Here is a 17,185-nt window from a genome sequence, read left to right on the forward strand (position 1 = left end):
ATGCCCGCCCTCCTGCGTGACGCGGTGATCTGCGAACCCCTGCGTACCCCCGTCGGCGGCTACGGCGGCGTCTTCCGCGAGGTGACGGCGACCGAGCTGGCCGCCACGGTCGTACGCGCCGTACTGGAACGCACCGGCATACCGCCCGCCGCCGTCGACGACGTCCTGCTGGGCCAGTGCTATCCCAACGGAGAGGCACCCGCCATCGGCCGGGTGGCCGCCCTGGACGCCGGTCTGCCGGCGGAGGTCCCGGGACTCCAGATCGACCGCCGCTGCGGCTCCGGACTCCAGGCGATCATCACCGCCGCGATGCAGGTGCAGACCGGCGCGAGCGACCTCGTACTGGCCGGTGGCGTCGAGTCGATGAGCCAGGCCGAGTTCTACACCACCGACGTCCGCTGGGGTGTACGCGGCGCGGGCACCACGCTGCACGACCGGCTGGCCCGCGGCCGGGTCACCTCCGGAGGCGTCAACCACCCGGTCCCGGGCGGCATGCTGGAGACCGCCGAGAACCTGCGCCGCGAGTACGCCATCCCCCGCGAGGAGCAGGACCGACTCGCCCTGCGCTCGCACGAGAAGGCCGTCGCGGCCCAGCGGGAGGGCCGGTTCGCCGACGAGATCGTGCCCGTCACCGTACGCACGAGGAAGGGCGAGAGCGTCGTCGACACGGACGAACATCCGCGCCCCGACTCCTCGTTGGAGAAGCTCACGAAGTTGCGTGCGGTGCTCGGCCGCCAGGACCCGCAGGCCACCGTCACGGCAGGCAACGCCAGCGGCCAGAACGACGGCGCCGCGCTCTGCGTCGTGACCCACCCCGAGCGCGCCGCCGAACTCGGCCTGCGCCCGCTGGGCCGGCTGGTCTCCTGGGCCGTCGTGGGCGTACCGCCCGAGACGATGGGCATCGGGCCGGTACCCGCCACCGCCAGGGCCCTGGAGCGAGCCGGACTGAAGCTCGCCGACATCGACCTGATCGAACTCAACGAGGCCTTCGCCGCCCAGGTGCTGGCCTGTACCCGCGCATGGGGCCTGACCGAGACCGACTTCGAACGGTTCAACGTCAACGGCTCCGGCATCTCGCTGGGCCACCCCGTCGGCGCGACCGGCGGCCGCATCCTCGCCACGCTGCTGCGCGAACTGGACCGCCGCCAGGCCCGCTACGGCCTGGAGACCATGTGCCTCGGCGGAGGCCAGGGCCTGGCCGCCGTCTTCGAACGGCCGACGGACGCAACCCACGCTCATGGAGGACGCTGACATGGCCGGACTGATCGCATACGGCGCCTACGTGCCGTACCACCGCCTCGCGCGGACGGATGTGGCGGCCGCCCTGGGCGGCAAGGGGGGCAAGGGGACTCGCGCGGTCGCGGGCTACGACGAGGACACCACGTCCATGGCCGTCGAGGCGGCCCGCGGCGCCCTGGCCCGCGACGGCCTGCGCCCCCGCCTCGGCCAGCTCTTCCTCGCCACCGCGGCACCCGCCTACCTCGACAAGACGAACGCCACCGCCGTCCACGCCGCGCTCGGCCTCGACGAGCACGTGCTCGCCGCCGACATGGCCGGCTCCGTACGCTCGGGCCTCGGCGCCCTGGTCACGGCAGCCCGTTCCCCGGTACCGACCCTGGCGGTCCTGTCCGACCTGCGCACCGGCCTGCCCGGCGGCGGCGACGAGATCGCGGGCGGTGACGGCGCGGCGGCGTTCGTCTTCGGCGGACATCGCAACGGGGCGCCGGTCATCGCGGAGTTGCTCGCCCACGACACGGTCAGCGACGAGATCCTCGACCGCTGGCGGCTGCCGGGCGCGCCCGCCTCCCGGGTCTGGGAGGAGCGCTTTGCCGAGGAGATCTACGTGTCCCTCGCGGACAAGGCGCTGGGCGCGGCGCTCGAGCAGGCGGGCCTCGACCGCGGGGCGATCGACCACCTCGTCGTCTCCGGGCTGCACGCGCGCGCGTGCGCGGCGGTACGGCGTACCGCGGACGTACGACCCGAGGCGGTGACCCCGGACCTCACCGGGTCGATCGGCAACGCCGGCACCGCCCAGCCCGGACTGCTCCTCGCCGACGTCCTCGACCGGGCCCGGCCCGGCGAGCTCATCGCGCTCCTCGTGCTCGGCGACGGCGCCGGAGTCCTCCTGCTGCGCACCACCGACGCGCTCCCCGACCACCGCGCCGCCCGCCCTGTCGCCGCCCAGATCGCCGCGGGCAGCGCCCCGATGCCGTACGCCACGTACCTGTCCTGGCGCGGCCTCCTCGACCGCGAACCACCCCGCCGGCCGGACCCGGAGCCGCCCTACGCCCCGCCCGCACACCGCCGCACGGCCTGGAAGTACGGCTTCGTCGCCTCCCGTTGCGAGAAGTGCGGGACTCGGCATCTGCCGCCGGACCGCGTGTGCGTCTCGTGCCGGAGCATCGACGCCATGACCGACGAGCCGATGGCGCAGGTGCGCGGCACGGTCGCCACGTTCACCGTCGACCGGCTGGCGCACACGCCGAGTCCGCCGATGTTCGTCGTGGTCGTCGACTACGACGGCGGCGGCCGGTTCCGCTGCCAGCTGACCGACGCGACCGAGGCCGACGCGGTCATCGGCGCCCGGGTGGAGATGACGTTCCGGCGCACGGTCACCGCGTCCGGCGTCCACAACTACTTCTGGAAGGCCCGGCCGGTGCGCACGGGCGAGACCGAGGGGACACACTGATGGGCTCGCACGGAATCCGGGACCGGGTCGCGATCGTCGGCATGGGCTGCACGCCCTTCGGCGAGCACTGGACCCGCTCGGCGGACGACCTGCTGATCGACGCCGTGGGCGAGGCGGTCACCTCGGCCGGCATCACCCTCGACGACATCGACGCGTACTGGTTCGGCACCCAGGCCTCCGGTGTGTCCGGGCTGACCCTGAGCCGGGCGCTCCACCTGCCGAACAAGCCGGTCACCCGCGTCGAGAACATGTGCGCCACCGGCTCCGAGGCCCTGCGCAACGCCTGCTATGCCGTCGCCTCAGGGGCGTACGACGTGGCGATGGCGGTCGGTGTGGAGAAGCTCAAGGACTCCGGTATGTCCGGGCTGTCCGGTACCGCCATTCCGGGCGCGGGCGACGATAGCCGCGGGGAGATCACCGCCCCGGCGAACTTCTCCCTCCTCGCTCCCGCCTACGCCGCCAAGTACGGCCTGGCGGGGGAGGAGATGAAGGACGTCATCACCCGCATCGCCTGGAAGAACCACGTCAACGGGGCCCGCAACCCGCGCGCGCAGTTCCGCAAGGAGGTGCCGCTGGAGCGCATCCGGTCGGCCCCGATCGTCGCGGGCATGCTCGGCGTGTTCGACTGCTCGGGCGTCTCGGACGGTTCGGCGGCGGCGATCGTCGTACGCGCCGAGGACGCCTACCAGTACACCGACAAGCCGATCTTCGTGAAGGCGCTGTCCTTCGTCGCCGGCCCGGCCGACGGCCTCCACGACCCGGAGTACGACTTCACCACCTTCCCCGAGGTCGTCGCCTCCGCACAGGAGGCCTACCGGCAGGCGGGCATCACCGACCCGCGCGCCGAGCTCGCGCTCGCCGAGGTCCACGACTGCTTCACGCCCACGGAGCTGGTGCTGATGGAGGACCTGGGCTTCTCCGAGCGCGGTCAGGGCTGGAAGGACGTCACCAGCGGGGCGTTCGACCTGGACGGCTCGCTGCCGGTCAACCCGGACGGCGGCCTCAAGGCCTTCGGCCACCCCATCGGCGCCTCGGGCCTGCGCATGATGTTCGAGGCCTGGCTGCAACTGCGCGGCGAGGCACCGGCCGAGCGGACGGTGCGGTCCGTGGCCGAAGGACGCACGCTCGCCCTCACCCACAACCTCGGCGGCGGACCCGGCGAGTGCGTCTCGTTCGTGTCGGTCGTCGGCAGTCAACTCACCGATTAGGGAAGGCGGTTCGGCCATGGGGCGACTCGAAGGCAAGATCACCATCGTCACCGGGGCCGCGTCCGGCATCGGCGCCGCCACCGCACTGCGCGTGGCGGCCGAGGGCGCGCACACGGTCGTCGCCGACCTGAACATCGAGGGCGCCCAGGCCGTCACGGAGGAGATCCGCGCCGCCGGCGGCTCCGCGACAGCGGTCGCGGTCGACCTCGGTGACGTGGAGAGCGTACGGGCCATGGTGGCCGCGGCGGTCGAGACGTACGGCGGCCTCGACGTCCTGCACAACAACGCGGCGGCCACCCACCTGGCCGCCCGCCAGGACCTCGCCGTCGTGGAGGCCGATCCCGCGGTCTGGGACGACACGATGCGCATCAACCTGCGCGGGACCATGGTCGCCATCCAGGCCGCGGTCCCGCACATGATCGCCCGCGGCGGCGGCTCGATCATCAACACCTCCTCCGGGTCCGGCCTGGCGGGCGACCTGCGCAACCCGGCGTACGGCGCCTCGAAGGCCGCCCTCATCAACCTCACGCAGTACGTAGCCACCCAGTACGGCAAGCAGGGCGTGCGCTGCAATGCCATCGCACCGGGGTTCATCGTCACGCCGGCCAGCTCCGGTTCGGCACACGGGGCGATCCGGGAGGCGATGCTGCGCCATCACCTCACATCACGCCTGGGGCTGCCGGAGGACGTCGCCTCGGCGGTCGTCTTCCTCGCCTCCGACGAGTCCGCCTTCATCACCGGGCACACCCTGCGCGTGGACGGCGGACTGCTGTCCCACCAGCCGTACGTCGCGGACCTGCGGGACGCGTAGGGCGACGGAGTGGCGCGGAGGTCATTTTGTGGCCGACCGCGCACTCTCGGTGGCAGCAGCACCAACGTCACCGGCCTCGGCGTTGGAGCGTCCGCCGAAGACGACGTAGGCGCGGGCACGGCAGGCCGGGGACGTCTTCGGGCCTCCCTTCGGTGCCGGCGAGGTCGATGCGGCGAATGAAGGTACTCTCCCGCGCTGGGGCACGCGTTGTGACCGCTGAGCGGTCCTCGCCACGTACTGCTGAGGTGAGGTGGACACCAGGTCTGGCGGAGCCAGCTCCGCAGACCTGCGGATTCCGGCGACTTGATCGGCTACACCACCCGGCGGAACGCCATCGCGGCAGCGTTCGGTCCTCCGGGATCAACGGCATGGCAAGCTCCCGCAACCGTCCGGAACAATCTGACTCCACGCACCTCGCCGGACACCGTCTCAGTCCGGGTCCGTCCGGGTTATTGACGTGCCAGCGACAACGGTGGCTTGATGAACAACACGCGGTCATGGGAGCGCTCCCATGCCCCTGCGGGTCGCACTCCCGCTCCCGCCCCACTTCGGGAAGGACACCCATGCGCAGCAGACACCGCCCCCTCCTCGCCACTTTGCTGGCCGCCCTGTTCGTCTTCGCCGCCGGGTTCGGCCTGGTCGGCGCCCCGTCCGCCGCCGCCGCGGCCCCGGTACGCATCATGCCGCTCGGTGACTCCATCACCGGCTCCCCTGGCTGCTGGCGCTCCCTCCTCTGGAACCAGCTGCAGAGCGCCGGTTACACCGACATCGACTTCGTCGGCACGCTGAACGCGCAGAGCTGCGCCCAGACGCACGACGCCGACAACGAAGGACACGGCGGGTTCCAGGCCACTGCCACCGCCGACCAGAACCTGCTGCCAGGGTGGCTGGCGACGACCCGGCCGGACATCGTTGTCATGCACTTCGGCACCAACGACGTCTGGAGCAGCATCGCGCCGGACACCATCCTCGCCGCGTACACCAAGCTGGTGGGCCAGATGCGGGCCAGTAACCCGGCGATGAAGGTGCTGGTCGCCCAGCTCATCCCGATCAATCCGAGCAGTTGCGCCGAGTGCGCCGCTCGTACAGTGGCCTTCAACCAGCGCATTCCGGCCTGGGCGCAGGGCATCACCACCGCGCAGTCGCCGGTCACCGTCGTCGACCAGTGGACGGGCTTCGACTCGGCCACCGACACCTACGACGGCGTCCACCCCAACGCCTCCGGCGACGCCAAGATGGCGGCCCGCTGGTACCCGGCACTGTCGGCCCTGCTCACCCCGGGCGACCCGGGCGACCCCGGGGACCCCGGTAGCGGTGGCTGCTCGGCGGCGTTCCGGGCGGCGTCAGTGTGGCAGGGCGGCTACCAGGGTGAGGTGACGGTCACCAACACCTCGTCCACGGCGGCGATCTCCTCCTGGGCGGTGACCCTCGTACTCCCGACGGGCAGCCAGGTCACCCAGGTCTGGAACGGCGCGCTGACCGGGACGACGGTGCGCAACGCCGGGTGGAACGGCACGGTGGCAGCAGGGGCGAGCACCACCTTCGGCTTCCTCGCGAGTACGTCGGCTGCCGCGGGCACGCCTTCGGTGACGGCCACGTGCTCGGCGTCCTAGAACTCCTGACAACGTCCGCCGGAACGGGGTCGTCTGGCTTGGGCGGTACGGCGAGGGGAGCCCGGCTCCCCTCGCGGACTTCAGTCCTGGGTGGTTGACGCCAGCGTCTCCGGCTCCAGGTCGCCCAGGTAGGCCGCCCGGACCGCCGGATCGCGCCGGACCTCCTCCGGCGTCCCGGCGCAGATCCGGCGTCCGAAGTCCAGCACGACGACCTGGTCGCAGACGCTCATGACCATGTCGACGTCGTGCTCGATGAGCAGCACCCCCATGCCCCACTCCTCGGCCAGCCGCCGTACCAGACGGGCCAGTTCCCGGGTCTCGTCGTCCGACAGACCCGCGGCCGGTTCGTCGAGGAGCAGCACGGACGGCGAGGCCGCCACCGCGCGGGCGATGGCCAGCAGCCGCCGCTCCCCGTACGACAGATCGCCCACCGGCCGGTGCAGACTGTCCTGGAGCCCGAACTCCCGTACCGCGACCAGCACATGGGAGGGGAGCGGGCGGCTGCCGGGACGGACCAGGTCCATGAGGCAGGCCCACCGGCCGGGCCGGTCGCAGGCCGCGTACAGGTTGTCCAGGACGGTCATGTCCTCGAACAGCTCCAGCGACTGGAAGGACCGGCTCAGCCCGGCGGCGGCCCGCCGATGGACCGCCAGCCGGGTCGCGTCCAGGTCGCCGAGGCGCACACTGCCCGACGCCGCCCGGGTGAAGCCGGTGACCGCGTCGATGGCGGAGGTCTTGCCGGCGCCGTTGGGGCCGATGAGTCCGACTACCTGGCCCGGCTCGACGTCCAGCGAGAGCCCGTCGACGGCGACGACACCGCCGTAGCGGACGGTCAGGTCCCGCACGTGGAGGGGGAGCGGGTCGGCGCGGGTCACGTTCGAGGCCGCTGTCGGCTGGTCCTTCCGGACGGTCGGCACCCGCTTCGACGAGAGCCTGCGCTGGATGGCCGCGGGCTGCTTGCCGAGCCCCTTCCCGATGCCGTCCTGGTTGCCCACCAGCGTCAGCACCAGGATGATCCCGCCGATCAGCGGCATCCACTCGCTCAGCCCGGGCAGCACCAGGTCCCCGAACCGGGCCCCCACCGTGCCCGCGGCGAAGGTCGCGCCGAACAGCGGGCCGACGAGGAAGCCGGCACCGCCGATGACCGCGAGGCCGAGCGCGGTGATGGAGTCGAAGCTCGCGAAGTCGGACAGGACGACCGAGGTCGAGCGGAAGCCGGTGAGCACTCCGGCGAGCGCGGCGATGGCCGCGGACAGGCCGAAGGCGTAGAGCTTGGCCGCGCGGACGTCGATGCCGAGGGCGGCGGCGGCCCGCTCGTTCGCCCGTACGGCGATCAGCCGGCGGCCGGTTCGGCTGCGCCGCACGTTGGCGACCACGAGCGCGGCGGCGACGAACATCACCAGCACGACGGTGGCGTACCGCTGCGGATGGTCGACTCCGGAGACGCTGATCCCGAAGAGGCTCTGCTTGCCCACCGCGATGCCGTCGCTGCCGGGAGTCGTCGACAGGTCGGTGTTCTGGAAGACCATCGCCTCCAGCGTGGTGCCGAGGCCGAGCGTGATGATCGCGAGATTGACGCCGCGGGTGCGGACCGCGGGGAGCGCGAAGAGCAGGCCGATCGGCACGGTGCCCAGCACTCCTGCCAGCAGGGCGAGTTCGAAGGGCCATCCCCAGTCGGCAGCCGCGTGTCCGGCGATGAAGGCGCCCGTCCCGGCCAGGGCGTAGGCGGCGAGGGAGACCTGTCCCGCGTATCCGGTGACCACGACGATCGACAGGATGATCAGCGACAGCACCAGGGTGGTGGTGATCGCGTCCGCCCACAGCGGCGTCGACACACTCACCAGCGCCAGCCCGGCCACGACGGCGAGAGCCAGCGGTACGGGGCGCACCTTTCCGGTGCCCAGGGCGGGCAGCCGGTCCAGGAACGTGCCGCGCAGGGGCAGCGCCCGGCCGCGTGCGACCAGCACCAGGGCGATGAACAGGAAGGGGACCGAGGCGGCGAGCCCGGTGACGTCGGAGCCGAAGCGGGTCAGCTCGGACTGCACGATCCCGATGACCAGACCGCCTGCCAGGGTGACGGGGAACGACGAGAACCGGCCGACCAGGGCGGCGGCCAGCGCGCTCAGCAGGAGGGTGGTCAGCCCGGTCACCGACAGACCGATGACCGGCACGATCAGGATGCCCGTCAGCCCCGCGAGCGCCGAACCCAGCGCCCAGTTGCCGGTGGCGATCAGGTCCGGGGACCAGCCGAGCGAGGCGGCGGCGCCCTCGTTCTCCGCGACCGCGGTGGTGCCCAGGCCGAACAGGGTGCGCTTGTAGAGGAGATGCAGGAGCACGGTCACGGCGACCGCGATGCCCAGCAGCCAGACGCGGTCCTCGGAGACCGTCGCCCCGGCGATCGTCAGCAGCTTGGTGGGCAGCTTGCCCGGCACCAACTCCAGGCTGTCGCCGTAGCGCTTGACGGCGATCGCGGTGAGCACGATGAAGACCGCCAGGGTGGCGACCAGACGGGCCAGCGAGGACGCCCTGCGCAGCGGACGCAGCACCAGCAGGTGGGTGAGCACGCCCAGCACCGCGGAGATGAGCACACCGCACGCGGTGGCGGGCCAGTACGGCACCCCGTGCTGGGTGGCGAGCTCCCACTGGACATAGGCGCCGGCCATACCGATCGCGCCGTGCGCGAAGTTCAGTACGCCGGAACCCCGGTAGACCAGCACGATGCCGTGCGCGGTGAGGGCGTACAGGGCGCCGAGCCCCAGGCCCAGCAGCGCGAACCGCAGGATGTCGTCCATCGGGGAACCTCCCGGAGGCAGGGGCTAGAAAGCACATTCATTTAAATAATTATGCCGAGAGTACTTCACTAACTCGAAAACGCACCCCATGCTGTCGCCATCTCGACGACGAGCCCCGCGGAGGAACCATGAACGACTCACGACGACGCAGAACCGCCACAGCGAGCTGTCTCGCGGTGACCGGAGTGCTGCTCGCCGCCGGCTGCGGGGGAGAGGCAACCGTCAGTTCGAAGACGGAGACCTCCTCGCTGAAGGGCACACCGGTCAAGGTGATGGTCTGGGCGCCGGAGGACACCCAGGGCAGTGCCCAGCCCGGAGTCCGGCTCACCGCCCAGGCGTACGAGAAGTGGATCAACGCCAACGGCGGGCTCAAGGGCAGCCCGCTGAAGGTGCTGACCTGCAACGAGAAGAACGACCCCGACGAGGCCGAGAAGTGCGCCCAGCAGGCGGTGGCCGAGAAGGTGGTCGCGGTGGTGGGCTCGTACAGCCTCGCCGGTGACCGCTACATGCCCATCCTGGAGAAGGCCGGCATCCCGTACCTCGGCGGGACCGGCGTCTCGGCCGCGGAGTTCTCCAACCCGCTGTCGTTCCCCGTCAACGGCGGCACCCCGGTGGTGTTCGCGGCCCACGGCAAGCAGCTGGTGGACGAGGGCTGCAAGAAGATCTCCGGCGTACGGTACGACGTCGCCGCCGCCGCGATCGTCTCGCAGTTCCTCACCGTCGGCGTGACCTCCGCCGGAGGGGCACCGCCGAAGGACCTCAAGGTGCCGGTCACCGCCACCGACCTCGCTCCGCAGGTCGCCGCCGCGACCAAGGGCAGCGACTGCGTGGACGTCATCCTGGGCACGCACTCGGACCTGTTCGTGAAGTCGTACGTGCAGTCCGGCGCCAAGACGAAACTCGGCAGCGTCGTCGGCAACCTCACCCCGCAACTCGCCGAGAGCACCGGCGGGAGCAGCAGCCCGCTGGAGGGATCCGCGATCACCGGCTACTACCCGCCCACCTCCGACGCCGCCTGGAAGGACTTCCTCGAAGCCACCAAGGGCAACAAGGACATCGACACCTCCAACGGCGCCAACGGCACGACCTGGGTGGCGTTCAAGGCCTTCACCGAGGCGGTCAAGAAACTGCCGGCGATCTCGTCCAAAGCCCTGGTGCAGGAGCTGGACACCACGTCGGGCATCGACACCGGCGGCCTGACCCCGCCGCTGACCTGGAAGGCGTCGACAGCCCTGCCCATCAAGGGCCTCAACCGGATCCACAACACCACCGCCACCGAACTGACCATCCGCGACGGAAAAATCGAGTGGGCCAAGCCCGGATCGACCTTCGTCGACGTCGGCAAGATGCTGACCGCCATGTCGTCCGGCTGAGGAGAGGGCCCGTGTACGACACCGACGCTCCCCTGATCGCGACCCGCGCCCTGTCTGCCGGATACGGCAGCCAACCCGTAGTACGCGACCTCGACATCGAGGTCCGCCCGGGCGAGGTCGTCGCCCTGCTCGGACCCAACGGCGCGGGCAAGACCACGACCCTCCGGGCGCTGGCGGGCAGCCTGACCCCGATGCACGGCGAGGTGCGCTGGCTGGGCGAGCCCGGCCGCGCACCGCTGCACCGCCGCGCCCGCCAGGGCCTGGCGTACGTCGGCGAACGGGCGGTCTTCACCCGGCTCGACACCGCGGACAACCTGCGGGTCGGCCGGGTGAAGACCCAGCAGGCACTGGAACTCTTCCCCGAACTCGAAAAACGCCTGAAGACCGGTGCGGGCATGCTGTCGGGCGGCGAACAGCAGATGCTGTCGCTGGCGCGTGCACTGTGCCGCGCTCCCAAGCTGCTCCTCGCGGACGAACTCTCGCTCGGTCTCGCCCCGCTCGTGGTCGACCGGCTGCTGCGCGCGGTGCGCGAGGCGGCCGACCGAGGCCTCGGCGCGCTGCTGGTCGAACAGCACGTGCGCAAGGTGCTGGACATCGCGGACCGCGTGTACGTCCTGCACCGCGGCCGCGTCACCATGACCGGCACCCCGCAGGAACTGGGCGGACACCTGGACGCGATCGAGTCCTCCTACCTCGCCGAAAAGACGACGCAAGAGACGACATACGCAACTGATTGAGGTGAACGCTGTGCCAGGCGCACGCGAGCAGATCCGATCCCTCGTCCTCTCCGGCGACGCCTTCGACCAACCCGGCGAACTCATACGGGAGTTGCAACTCGAAGCCGCACGGGAGGCCTTCGCCGCCCATCGCGAGCGCATTCCGCTGCTGCGCACCCGGGCGCAGGAGACCGGCGTGCACGAGATCACCGGTCTCGACGACCTCGTGCCGCTGCTGTTCTCGCACACCAGCTACAAGTCGTACCCCGTCTCCCTCATCACCGCCGGCCGGTGGGACCGGCTCCTGCGCTGGTACACGACCGTGTCGGCGGTCGAGCCGAGCGACGTCGACATCGACGGCGTACGCGACATCGACGAGTGGACCGAACGCATCACCGCCGCCGGCCACCGCCCCTACATCACCAGCGGCACCTCCGGGAAGGTGTCCTTCCTCAACTGCGACGCGAGCGACCTGAGTTTCCTGCACGACATCCTTGAGCACCTCACCTGCTGGCCCGACCCGCTCCCGCCGAAGCCCACCCGCCGCGGCTACCTGCTCGCTCCGGCGAGCGGCCCGATGCGCTCCGTGGACGGCTTCCGGTGGCACGCGGAGGTCTTCGCGCGGCCCGGGCAGACCCAGCTGCTCACCGAGGACCCGATGCGGGTGTCCGAGCTGATGAGCAGCGCGCTGCTGCGCCGCCGGATGGCGGAGGGCACCGCCACCCCGCAGGAGATCAGCTCCTTCGAGACCGGGTCCGCGGCCCGCGAGGAGGAACTGGGGGCGGCCGTCGACCGGATCGTCGACGACATCGCCGCACACCGCGACGAGCCCTTGCTGATCGCCGGGATGAACAACCAGCAGTTCGCGCTGATCCAGGCCCTGCGCGCCCGCGGGGTACCCGACGGGAGCCTCCATCCGGACACGCTGGTGCTCAGCGGCGGCGGCAACAAGGGGCGTGCGCTGCCGGACGACTACCAGGCGCAGCTCGCCGCCTTCTACGACGGCGTACGACGGGTACGCAGTTACGGCATGACGGAGCTTCAGGGCTCCTGCCTCGCCTGCGAGAAGGGCAACTACCACGTACCGCCGTGGGTGATCCCCCTGGTACTGGACGAGCCCGGCGAGGTGCTCCTCAACCCCGAACACGGCGTCGTGGAGGGACGGTTCGCCTTCCTCGACGTCTCCCTCGAAGGCCGCTGGGGCGGGCTGATCAGCGGCGACCAGGTCCTCGTGGACTTCTCGCCGTGCGACTGCGGCCGAGCGGGACCGGTCGTCCTGCCGGACATCCGGCGCTACGGGGACCTCGGCGGCGACGACAAGATCACCTGCGCCGCGACACTCGACTCCTATGTGCGGGGGATGATCCACGGATGAGCGGCACGACGCTCGACGACACGGCGGCAGGCTCGGTGGCCGTAGTGCACGTGGTCCGCGGTGAGGTCGACGAAAGCCCGCCCCGCGACCTCGGCCGATTCACCGCACCGGCCCTCGACCTGGACCGCCTGGTGTGGCCGCGCACCGAACCCGGACCCGCCTTCCACGTGCCCGTGGCGGAGATCGTCGACCTGCTGGTGGAGACCGGCGAGGCCCTCAAGGCGGACCGCGAGGGCCTGCTCGCCGAGGCCCTCGACCGGATGATCCCGGTCAGCCCGCTGCCCGCTGAAGTCCTCGAACGTGCCTACGCCGTACTGTGGCGCAGCTTCCGGCGACCCAGCCTGTACGCGCAGATCGACCTCGAACTCGGCGGTGCGGACGTGCTCGACGGCTGGCGCGAGGTGCGGCTGCCCGACGACCGGCTCGCGGCCACCCGCGCGTTCCCGCCGCGCCTGGTGCACATCATCGCCGGCAACGCACCCGGCGTCGCGGCGATGTCCGTCGTGCGCGGCGCGCTCACCAAGGGCGTCAACCTCCTGAAGCTGCCCTCGAACGACCTGTTCACCGCGACCGCGATCCTGCGCACCATGGCCGCGGTGGCCCCCGGCCACCCCGTGGTGCGCTCGTTCTCCGCCGTGTACTGGCGCGGCGGCGACGAGGCCGTGGAGAGCGTGCTGTTCCGCCCGCAGTTCTTCGACAAGCTGGTCGCCTGGGGCGGCGAGGCCACGATCCGCGGGGCGCTGAGATACGTCGGCCCGGGATTCGAACTCGTCTCCTTCGACCCCAAGACCTCCATCTCGCTGATCGGACGCGAAGCCTTCGAGTCCCCCGAGGCTCTGGCCCGGGCCGCCGACGCGGGCGCCGCAGACGCCACGTTCTTCAACCAGCAGGCGTGCGTGGCCAGCCGCTTCCAGTTCGTCGAGGGGTCCTGGGACGACGCCGACCGCTACGCCGCCCTGCTGTGCGAACGCCTGGGAGTGGCAAGGGAGTTCAGCTCGGCGGGCGGCCCACGGGTCGCCGCGGAACTGCGCGAGGAGATCGACGTCCTGCGCTCCCTGGCCCCCGAGTACCGGGTGTGGGGCGGATACGACGGCCGGGGCCTGGTCATCCGCTCTCCCGAACCGGTGGACTTCCACCCCGACGGAAAGATCGTCGACGTCGTCCCGGTCGGCGCTCTGTCCGAGGCGGTCGCACACGCCGGGGTCGCCACCCAGACGGTCGGCGTGTACCCCGACACCCGCAAGGCGGAACTGCGCGACGCCCTCGCCTGCGCGGGTGTCCAGCGCGTGGTCTCCCTCGGCGGAGCCGGCGGCATGCCGCCGGGCCTCTCCCACGACGGCTTCTACCCGCTGCAACGGCTCATGCGGTGGGTGAACGACGAGTGATGGCTTCGGCCTTCTCCCGCGGCAGGGCGCCGTGGGTATCAGCGGCGGCTTTCGATCTTCAGGTCACCCGCGGTCACCTTGCGGATGTGATCGCTGGCGAGCATGTCGTGCGGGAAGCCGAGTCCGATCGCACTGGCCTCGTCGAGGCGGGCCAGTTGGGAGGCGGTGAAGTCGACCTCCAGGGCGCCCAGATTGTCCTCCAGCTGCGCGGGGGTGCGGGCGCCGATGATCGGTGCCGTCACGCCCGGGTTCCGCAGGGTCCAGGCCAGAGCGACCTGGGCGGGTGTGCGACCCAGCTCCGTGGCGACCTCCTTCACGACGTCGGCAATGGCGAGGTTGCGTTCGGTGAGCGTGCCCAAGGCGAAGTTGAAGCTCTTGCGGGTGCCGTCGCCTTCGTCGGATGCGACGTTCCTCGCGGTCAGGTCGTCGCGGCTGTACTTGCCGGTGAGCACCCCGCCGGCCAGCGGTGAATACGGGATCACACCCAACCCCATCTCATGTGCCATGGGGATCAGGTCACGTTCCCCGGTACGCTCGATCAGGTTGTACTCGATCTCCAGCGCGACCAGCGGCGACCAGCCGCGCAGGTCGGCGATCGTCTGCATGCGCGACACCTGCCAGGCCGGGGCGTTGGAGATCGCCACGTACAGGACCTTGCCCTGCCGGACCAGATCGTCCATGCCGCGCAGGATCTCCTCGGCCGGTGTCGTGAAATCCCACACGTGCAGATAGAGCAGATCGATGTAGTCCGTGTTCAGCTGCCGCAAACTGGCTTCCACCGACGCGAACAGGCTCTTGCGGTGCGGGCCACCGGAATTCGGGTCGCCGGGCCGGCGCAGCGTCGTGTATTTCGTTGCCAGCACCAGGCTTTCGCGGTGGTCGCGGGTGAATTCGCCCAGCAGACGCTCGGAGCTGCCATCGGTGTAGGTGCTGGCGGTGTCGATGAAGTTGCCGCCGTGCTCGACGTAGAGGTCGAACAGCTTGCGCGCCTCGTCCTGCTCGGCGCCCCAGCCCCACTCGGTGCCGAAGGTCGCCGCGCCCAGCGCCAGCGGTGAGACCCGCAGCCCGGAGCGGCCCAGCAGCCGGTAGCTGTCGAGGGTGAGCGACATCATGTCCTCCTGTGCTTGTGATCCGTCGTCGAGACCAAGCCTGTGACCACCGCGAGCGGGGGGTAAGGGAAAGAAGTTCCTGGGAACACCAGTCCTACCCTGGCTGTTGGAGCGGGCATGACGACCCGCACCGTGGACCCGACACAGGAGCTGGCTGCTTTCTTACGGACCCGACGCGAGCGCCTGGACCCGCGTGATTTCGGCCTGCCGTCGCGTCGGCAGTCCCGGCGGACCCCCGGATTGCGCCGCGAAGAGGTCGCCGAACGGGCCGGGGTCAGCGTCGACTACATCGTGCGGCTGGAACAGGCCCGCGGGCTGCGGCCCTCGGCGGACGTGGTGGAGGCGCTGGCCCGGGCGCTGCGGCTGGCCCCCGACGAACGCGCCTACCTCTTCGACCTGACCCGGCATCGCCCCCGCGACGCCGACCGGCCCGCCACCGTTGCGGCGCCGCCGCTGGCCCGGCTGGTCACCGACCTGTCGCCGCTGCCGGCCATGCTGATGAACCACCGCTACGACATCCTGGCCTGGAACGGCGAAATGGCGAGGCTGCTACTGGATTTCGACACCCTGCCGCCGGCGCAGCGCAATTCGATGTGGCTGTGCCTGATGCATCCGGAGATACGCGAGTTCTATGTCGACCGCGAACGCGTCGTGCGGGAGGGAATCGCCCACCTGCGCGCCGCGTGGGCCGCGCATCCCGAGGATCGGGCGTTGACCGAACTTATCGCCGAGTTCACCACTCGTGACGAGGATTTCGCGCGATTGTGGGCCGAGCGAGACGTCAGGGTAAACGGCCGCGGACACAAGGCGATGCGGCATCCTGACGTCGGTGTGATCGCGGTGCATTTCGAAGTTCTCATGCCGCTTCAAGATATGGACCAGCGGTTGATGATCTGCCGCGCCGCGGACGAGGAGAGCCAGTCGGCATTGGACCGGCTGCGCGCACGGTGACGGCGAACCGCCATGGGGCTGAAGTGAACACACGAAGCCTTCGCGTCATCCGCCGCCGTCGAGGTCTGTGCACTGGCGCACCACCCGCAGTTCGTGGCCTTCGAGCCGCATCTCGTACAGCTTGCCCCGCGCGTTCTCGAAGGGGCGGTGGAGGATCATCATCAGCCGGTCGTCGAAGGTGTGGAACACCATGCCGTGGCCGCTGTCGTCGCGGACCAGGGGCCTGCGCTGGTGCCACGGCCCGGTGAGGTCACCGGACTTGGAGACGGCGTAGGTCTGCACGTAGCCGCCGCTGATGGTGCCGTCCGGGCCCGCCGTGTTCTTCTCGTAGGTCGACCACAGCATGAGAAGGGAGCCGTCAGGGGCGCGGTGGAGCTGCGGGCCGTCGGTGACGTAGGGCGGGAGCTGGTGCGGTACGCCGCTGGGGATCTGCTCGTTGATCCAGGACGCGTCCGAGCCCTTGAACAGGAAGACCGGATCTCCGATCGTCCGGGTCAGATCCTCGGCCAGCGGGATCGCTTCCATGGTTCCGTCGATGGTCTGAAGCCACTCGTGTGCGTACACCATCCAGGGCCGGCCGGACGGGTCGACGTAGAGGGTGCCGTCGAGGGTCATGAGACTCTCGGGCGGGGTGGGGCGTGCGGGGTCGACGACGGTGAAGGGACCCAGCAGCGAGTCGGACACGGCGGTGATCGTGCCGCGCACGTGGTTCGGGACCTGGAACGGGGTGCCCCATTTGCCGGGCGGGGGCAGGGGAAGCGGCTTGTCCTGGTTGTGCAATGTGGTGAACAGGTAGTACTTGCCGCCCCATGCGTGCACCTCCGGGGCCCATCCGCCGTCGGTCGCCCAGATGCCCGGTTGCTCGGCGGTCAGGAAGACCACGGCCGGGCGCGTCCAGTCGCGCAGGTCGTGGCTGCGGTAGACCATCGTGCCGGTGCCCTCCACGCCTGATACGGACGGGTCGTTGGAGGTGTAGAGGTAGTAGGTGCGGGTCTTCTCGTCGGCGACGATGAACGGATCGTGCAGCGGCATGTCGGGAAGCCGCATCAAGTCGGTGTCAGCCACGGTCGAAGAATACGGCGACGCGATGTTGGCGGAATCCCGGTGTGCGGCAGAGGTCCGGAGGCCGTGTCGGGGTGTGTCCGACACGGCCTCCGGGCGCG

13 protein-coding genes are annotated in these 17,185 nt (G+C 70.7%); 10 read left to right on the forward strand and 3 right to left on the reverse strand.

Annotated elements, in window-relative coordinates:
- The 5 genes from AB0I77_RS14445 to AB0I77_RS14465 all read left to right on the forward strand — a co-directional run bounded on the left by AB0I77_RS14445 (position 1) and on the right by AB0I77_RS14465 (position 6,321).
- Positions 1 to 1,251, forward strand: coding sequence for an acetyl-CoA C-acetyltransferase (locus AB0I77_RS14445; RefSeq protein WP_363282858.1), 1,251 nt, complete (start codon positions 1 to 3; stop codon positions 1,249 to 1,251).
- A gap of 1 nt (position 1,252) precedes the next feature.
- Positions 1,253 to 2,689 (forward strand): OB-fold domain-containing protein, encoded by a 1,437-nt coding sequence (locus tag AB0I77_RS14450; protein WP_363282859.1) that lies wholly within the window; start codon positions 1,253 to 1,255, stop codon positions 2,687 to 2,689.
- On the forward strand, positions 2,689 to 3,897 hold the full coding sequence (locus AB0I77_RS14455) for an acetyl-CoA acetyltransferase (RefSeq protein WP_363282860.1): 1,209 nt from the start codon (positions 2,689 to 2,691) through the stop codon (positions 3,895 to 3,897). Before AB0I77_RS14450 ends, AB0I77_RS14455 begins: the two co-directional genes overlap by 1 nt.
- A 16-nt stretch (positions 3,898 to 3,913) precedes the next feature.
- On the forward strand, positions 3,914 to 4,708 hold the full coding sequence (locus AB0I77_RS14460) for a glucose 1-dehydrogenase (protein ID WP_363282861.1): 795 nt from the start codon (positions 3,914 to 3,916) through the stop codon (positions 4,706 to 4,708).
- Positions 4,709 to 5,271: 563 nt separating this feature from the next.
- On the forward strand, positions 5,272 to 6,321 hold the full coding sequence (locus tag AB0I77_RS14465; protein WP_363282862.1) for a GDSL-type esterase/lipase family protein: 1,050 nt from the start codon (positions 5,272 to 5,274) through the stop codon (positions 6,319 to 6,321).
- A gap of 80 nt (positions 6,322 to 6,401) precedes the next feature.
- Here AB0I77_RS14465 and AB0I77_RS14470 read toward each other — a convergent pair whose 3' ends face one another.
- Complete coding sequence (locus tag AB0I77_RS14470; RefSeq protein ID WP_363282863.1) at positions 6,402 to 9,113, reverse strand: branched-chain amino acid ABC transporter permease/ATP-binding protein; 2,712 nt, start codon at positions 9,111 to 9,113, stop codon at positions 6,402 to 6,404.
- Positions 9,114 to 9,241: 128 nt separating this feature from the next.
- Here AB0I77_RS14470 and AB0I77_RS14475 point away from each other — a divergent pair, with 128 nt between their 5' ends.
- Genes AB0I77_RS14475 through AB0I77_RS14490 form a run of 4 tightly spaced genes read left to right on the forward strand, consistent with a single transcriptional unit; the run spans position 9,242 to position 13,962 of the window.
- On the forward strand, positions 9,242 to 10,486 hold the full coding sequence (locus tag AB0I77_RS14475; RefSeq protein ID WP_363282864.1) for an ABC transporter substrate-binding protein: 1,245 nt from the start codon (positions 9,242 to 9,244) through the stop codon (positions 10,484 to 10,486).
- Positions 10,487 to 10,497: 11 nt separating this feature from the next.
- Complete coding sequence (locus tag AB0I77_RS14480) at positions 10,498 to 11,223, forward strand: ABC transporter ATP-binding protein (protein ID WP_363282865.1); 726 nt, start codon at positions 10,498 to 10,500, stop codon at positions 11,221 to 11,223.
- 10 nt (positions 11,224 to 11,233) lie between these two features.
- A complete protein-coding gene (locus AB0I77_RS14485) occupies positions 11,234 to 12,577 on the forward strand; it encodes a hypothetical protein (RefSeq protein ID WP_363282866.1) in 1,344 nt (447 codons plus the stop codon).
- Positions 12,574 to 13,962 (forward strand): acyl-CoA reductase, encoded by a 1,389-nt coding sequence (locus AB0I77_RS14490; RefSeq protein ID WP_363282867.1) that lies wholly within the window; start codon positions 12,574 to 12,576, stop codon positions 13,960 to 13,962. Before AB0I77_RS14485 ends, AB0I77_RS14490 begins: the two co-directional genes overlap by 4 nt.
- Positions 13,963 to 14,000: 38 nt before the next feature.
- Here the strand turns inward: AB0I77_RS14490 and AB0I77_RS14495 are convergent, their stop codons facing one another.
- The gene (locus AB0I77_RS14495) at positions 14,001 to 15,071 is read right to left on the reverse strand and encodes an aldo/keto reductase (protein ID WP_363282985.1); all 1,071 of its coding nucleotides are present in this window, start codon (positions 15,069 to 15,071) and stop codon (positions 14,001 to 14,003) included.
- 117 nt (positions 15,072 to 15,188) lie between these two features.
- Here AB0I77_RS14495 and AB0I77_RS14500 point away from each other — a divergent pair, with 117 nt between their 5' ends.
- On the forward strand, positions 15,189 to 16,022 hold the full coding sequence (locus AB0I77_RS14500) for a helix-turn-helix transcriptional regulator (protein ID WP_363282868.1): 834 nt from the start codon (positions 15,189 to 15,191) through the stop codon (positions 16,020 to 16,022).
- A gap of 45 nt (positions 16,023 to 16,067) precedes the next feature.
- Here AB0I77_RS14500 and AB0I77_RS14505 read toward each other — a convergent pair whose 3' ends face one another.
- Complete coding sequence (locus tag AB0I77_RS14505) at positions 16,068 to 17,069, reverse strand: glycoside hydrolase family 43 protein (RefSeq protein WP_363282986.1); 1,002 nt, start codon at positions 17,067 to 17,069, stop codon at positions 16,068 to 16,070.
- Positions 17,070 to 17,185: the final 116 nt, after the last annotated feature.

Source organism: Streptomyces sp. NPDC050619, from assembly GCF_040654815.1.
GTDB lineage: Bacteria > Actinomycetota > Actinomycetes > Streptomycetales > Streptomycetaceae > Streptomyces.

Excerpts from the sequence above, each read along its gene's own strand:
- AB0I77_RS14455 (WP_363282860.1), top strand. The coding sequence starts at position 2,689 with ATGGGCTCGCACGGAATCCGGGACCGGGTCGCGATCGTCGGCATGGGC.
- AB0I77_RS14460 (WP_363282861.1), top strand. The coding sequence starts at position 3,914 with ATGGGGCGACTCGAAGGCAAGATCACCATCGTCACCGGGGCCGCGTCC.
- AB0I77_RS14495 (WP_363282985.1), bottom strand. The coding sequence starts at position 15,071 with ATGTCGCTCACCCTCGACAGCTACCGGCTGCTGGGCCGCTCCGGGCTG.
- AB0I77_RS14490 (WP_363282867.1), top strand. The coding sequence starts at position 12,574 with ATGAGCGGCACGACGCTCGACGACACGGCGGCAGGCTCGGTGGCCGTA.
- AB0I77_RS14465 (WP_363282862.1), top strand. The coding sequence starts at position 5,272 with ATGCGCAGCAGACACCGCCCCCTCCTCGCCACTTTGCTGGCCGCCCTG.
- AB0I77_RS14470 (WP_363282863.1), bottom strand. The coding sequence starts at position 9,113 with ATGGACGACATCCTGCGGTTCGCGCTGCTGGGCCTGGGGCTCGGCGCC.
- AB0I77_RS14505 (WP_363282986.1), bottom strand. The coding sequence starts at position 17,069 with ATGCGGCTTCCCGACATGCCGCTGCACGATCCGTTCATCGTCGCCGAC.
- AB0I77_RS14500 (WP_363282868.1), top strand. The coding sequence starts at position 15,189 with ATGACGACCCGCACCGTGGACCCGACACAGGAGCTGGCTGCTTTCTTA.
- AB0I77_RS14445 (WP_363282858.1), top strand. The coding sequence starts at position 1 with ATGCCCGCCCTCCTGCGTGACGCGGTGATCTGCGAACCCCTGCGTACC.
- AB0I77_RS14450 (WP_363282859.1), top strand. The coding sequence starts at position 1,253 with ATGGCCGGACTGATCGCATACGGCGCCTACGTGCCGTACCACCGCCTC.
- AB0I77_RS14475 (WP_363282864.1), top strand. The coding sequence starts at position 9,242 with ATGAACGACTCACGACGACGCAGAACCGCCACAGCGAGCTGTCTCGCG.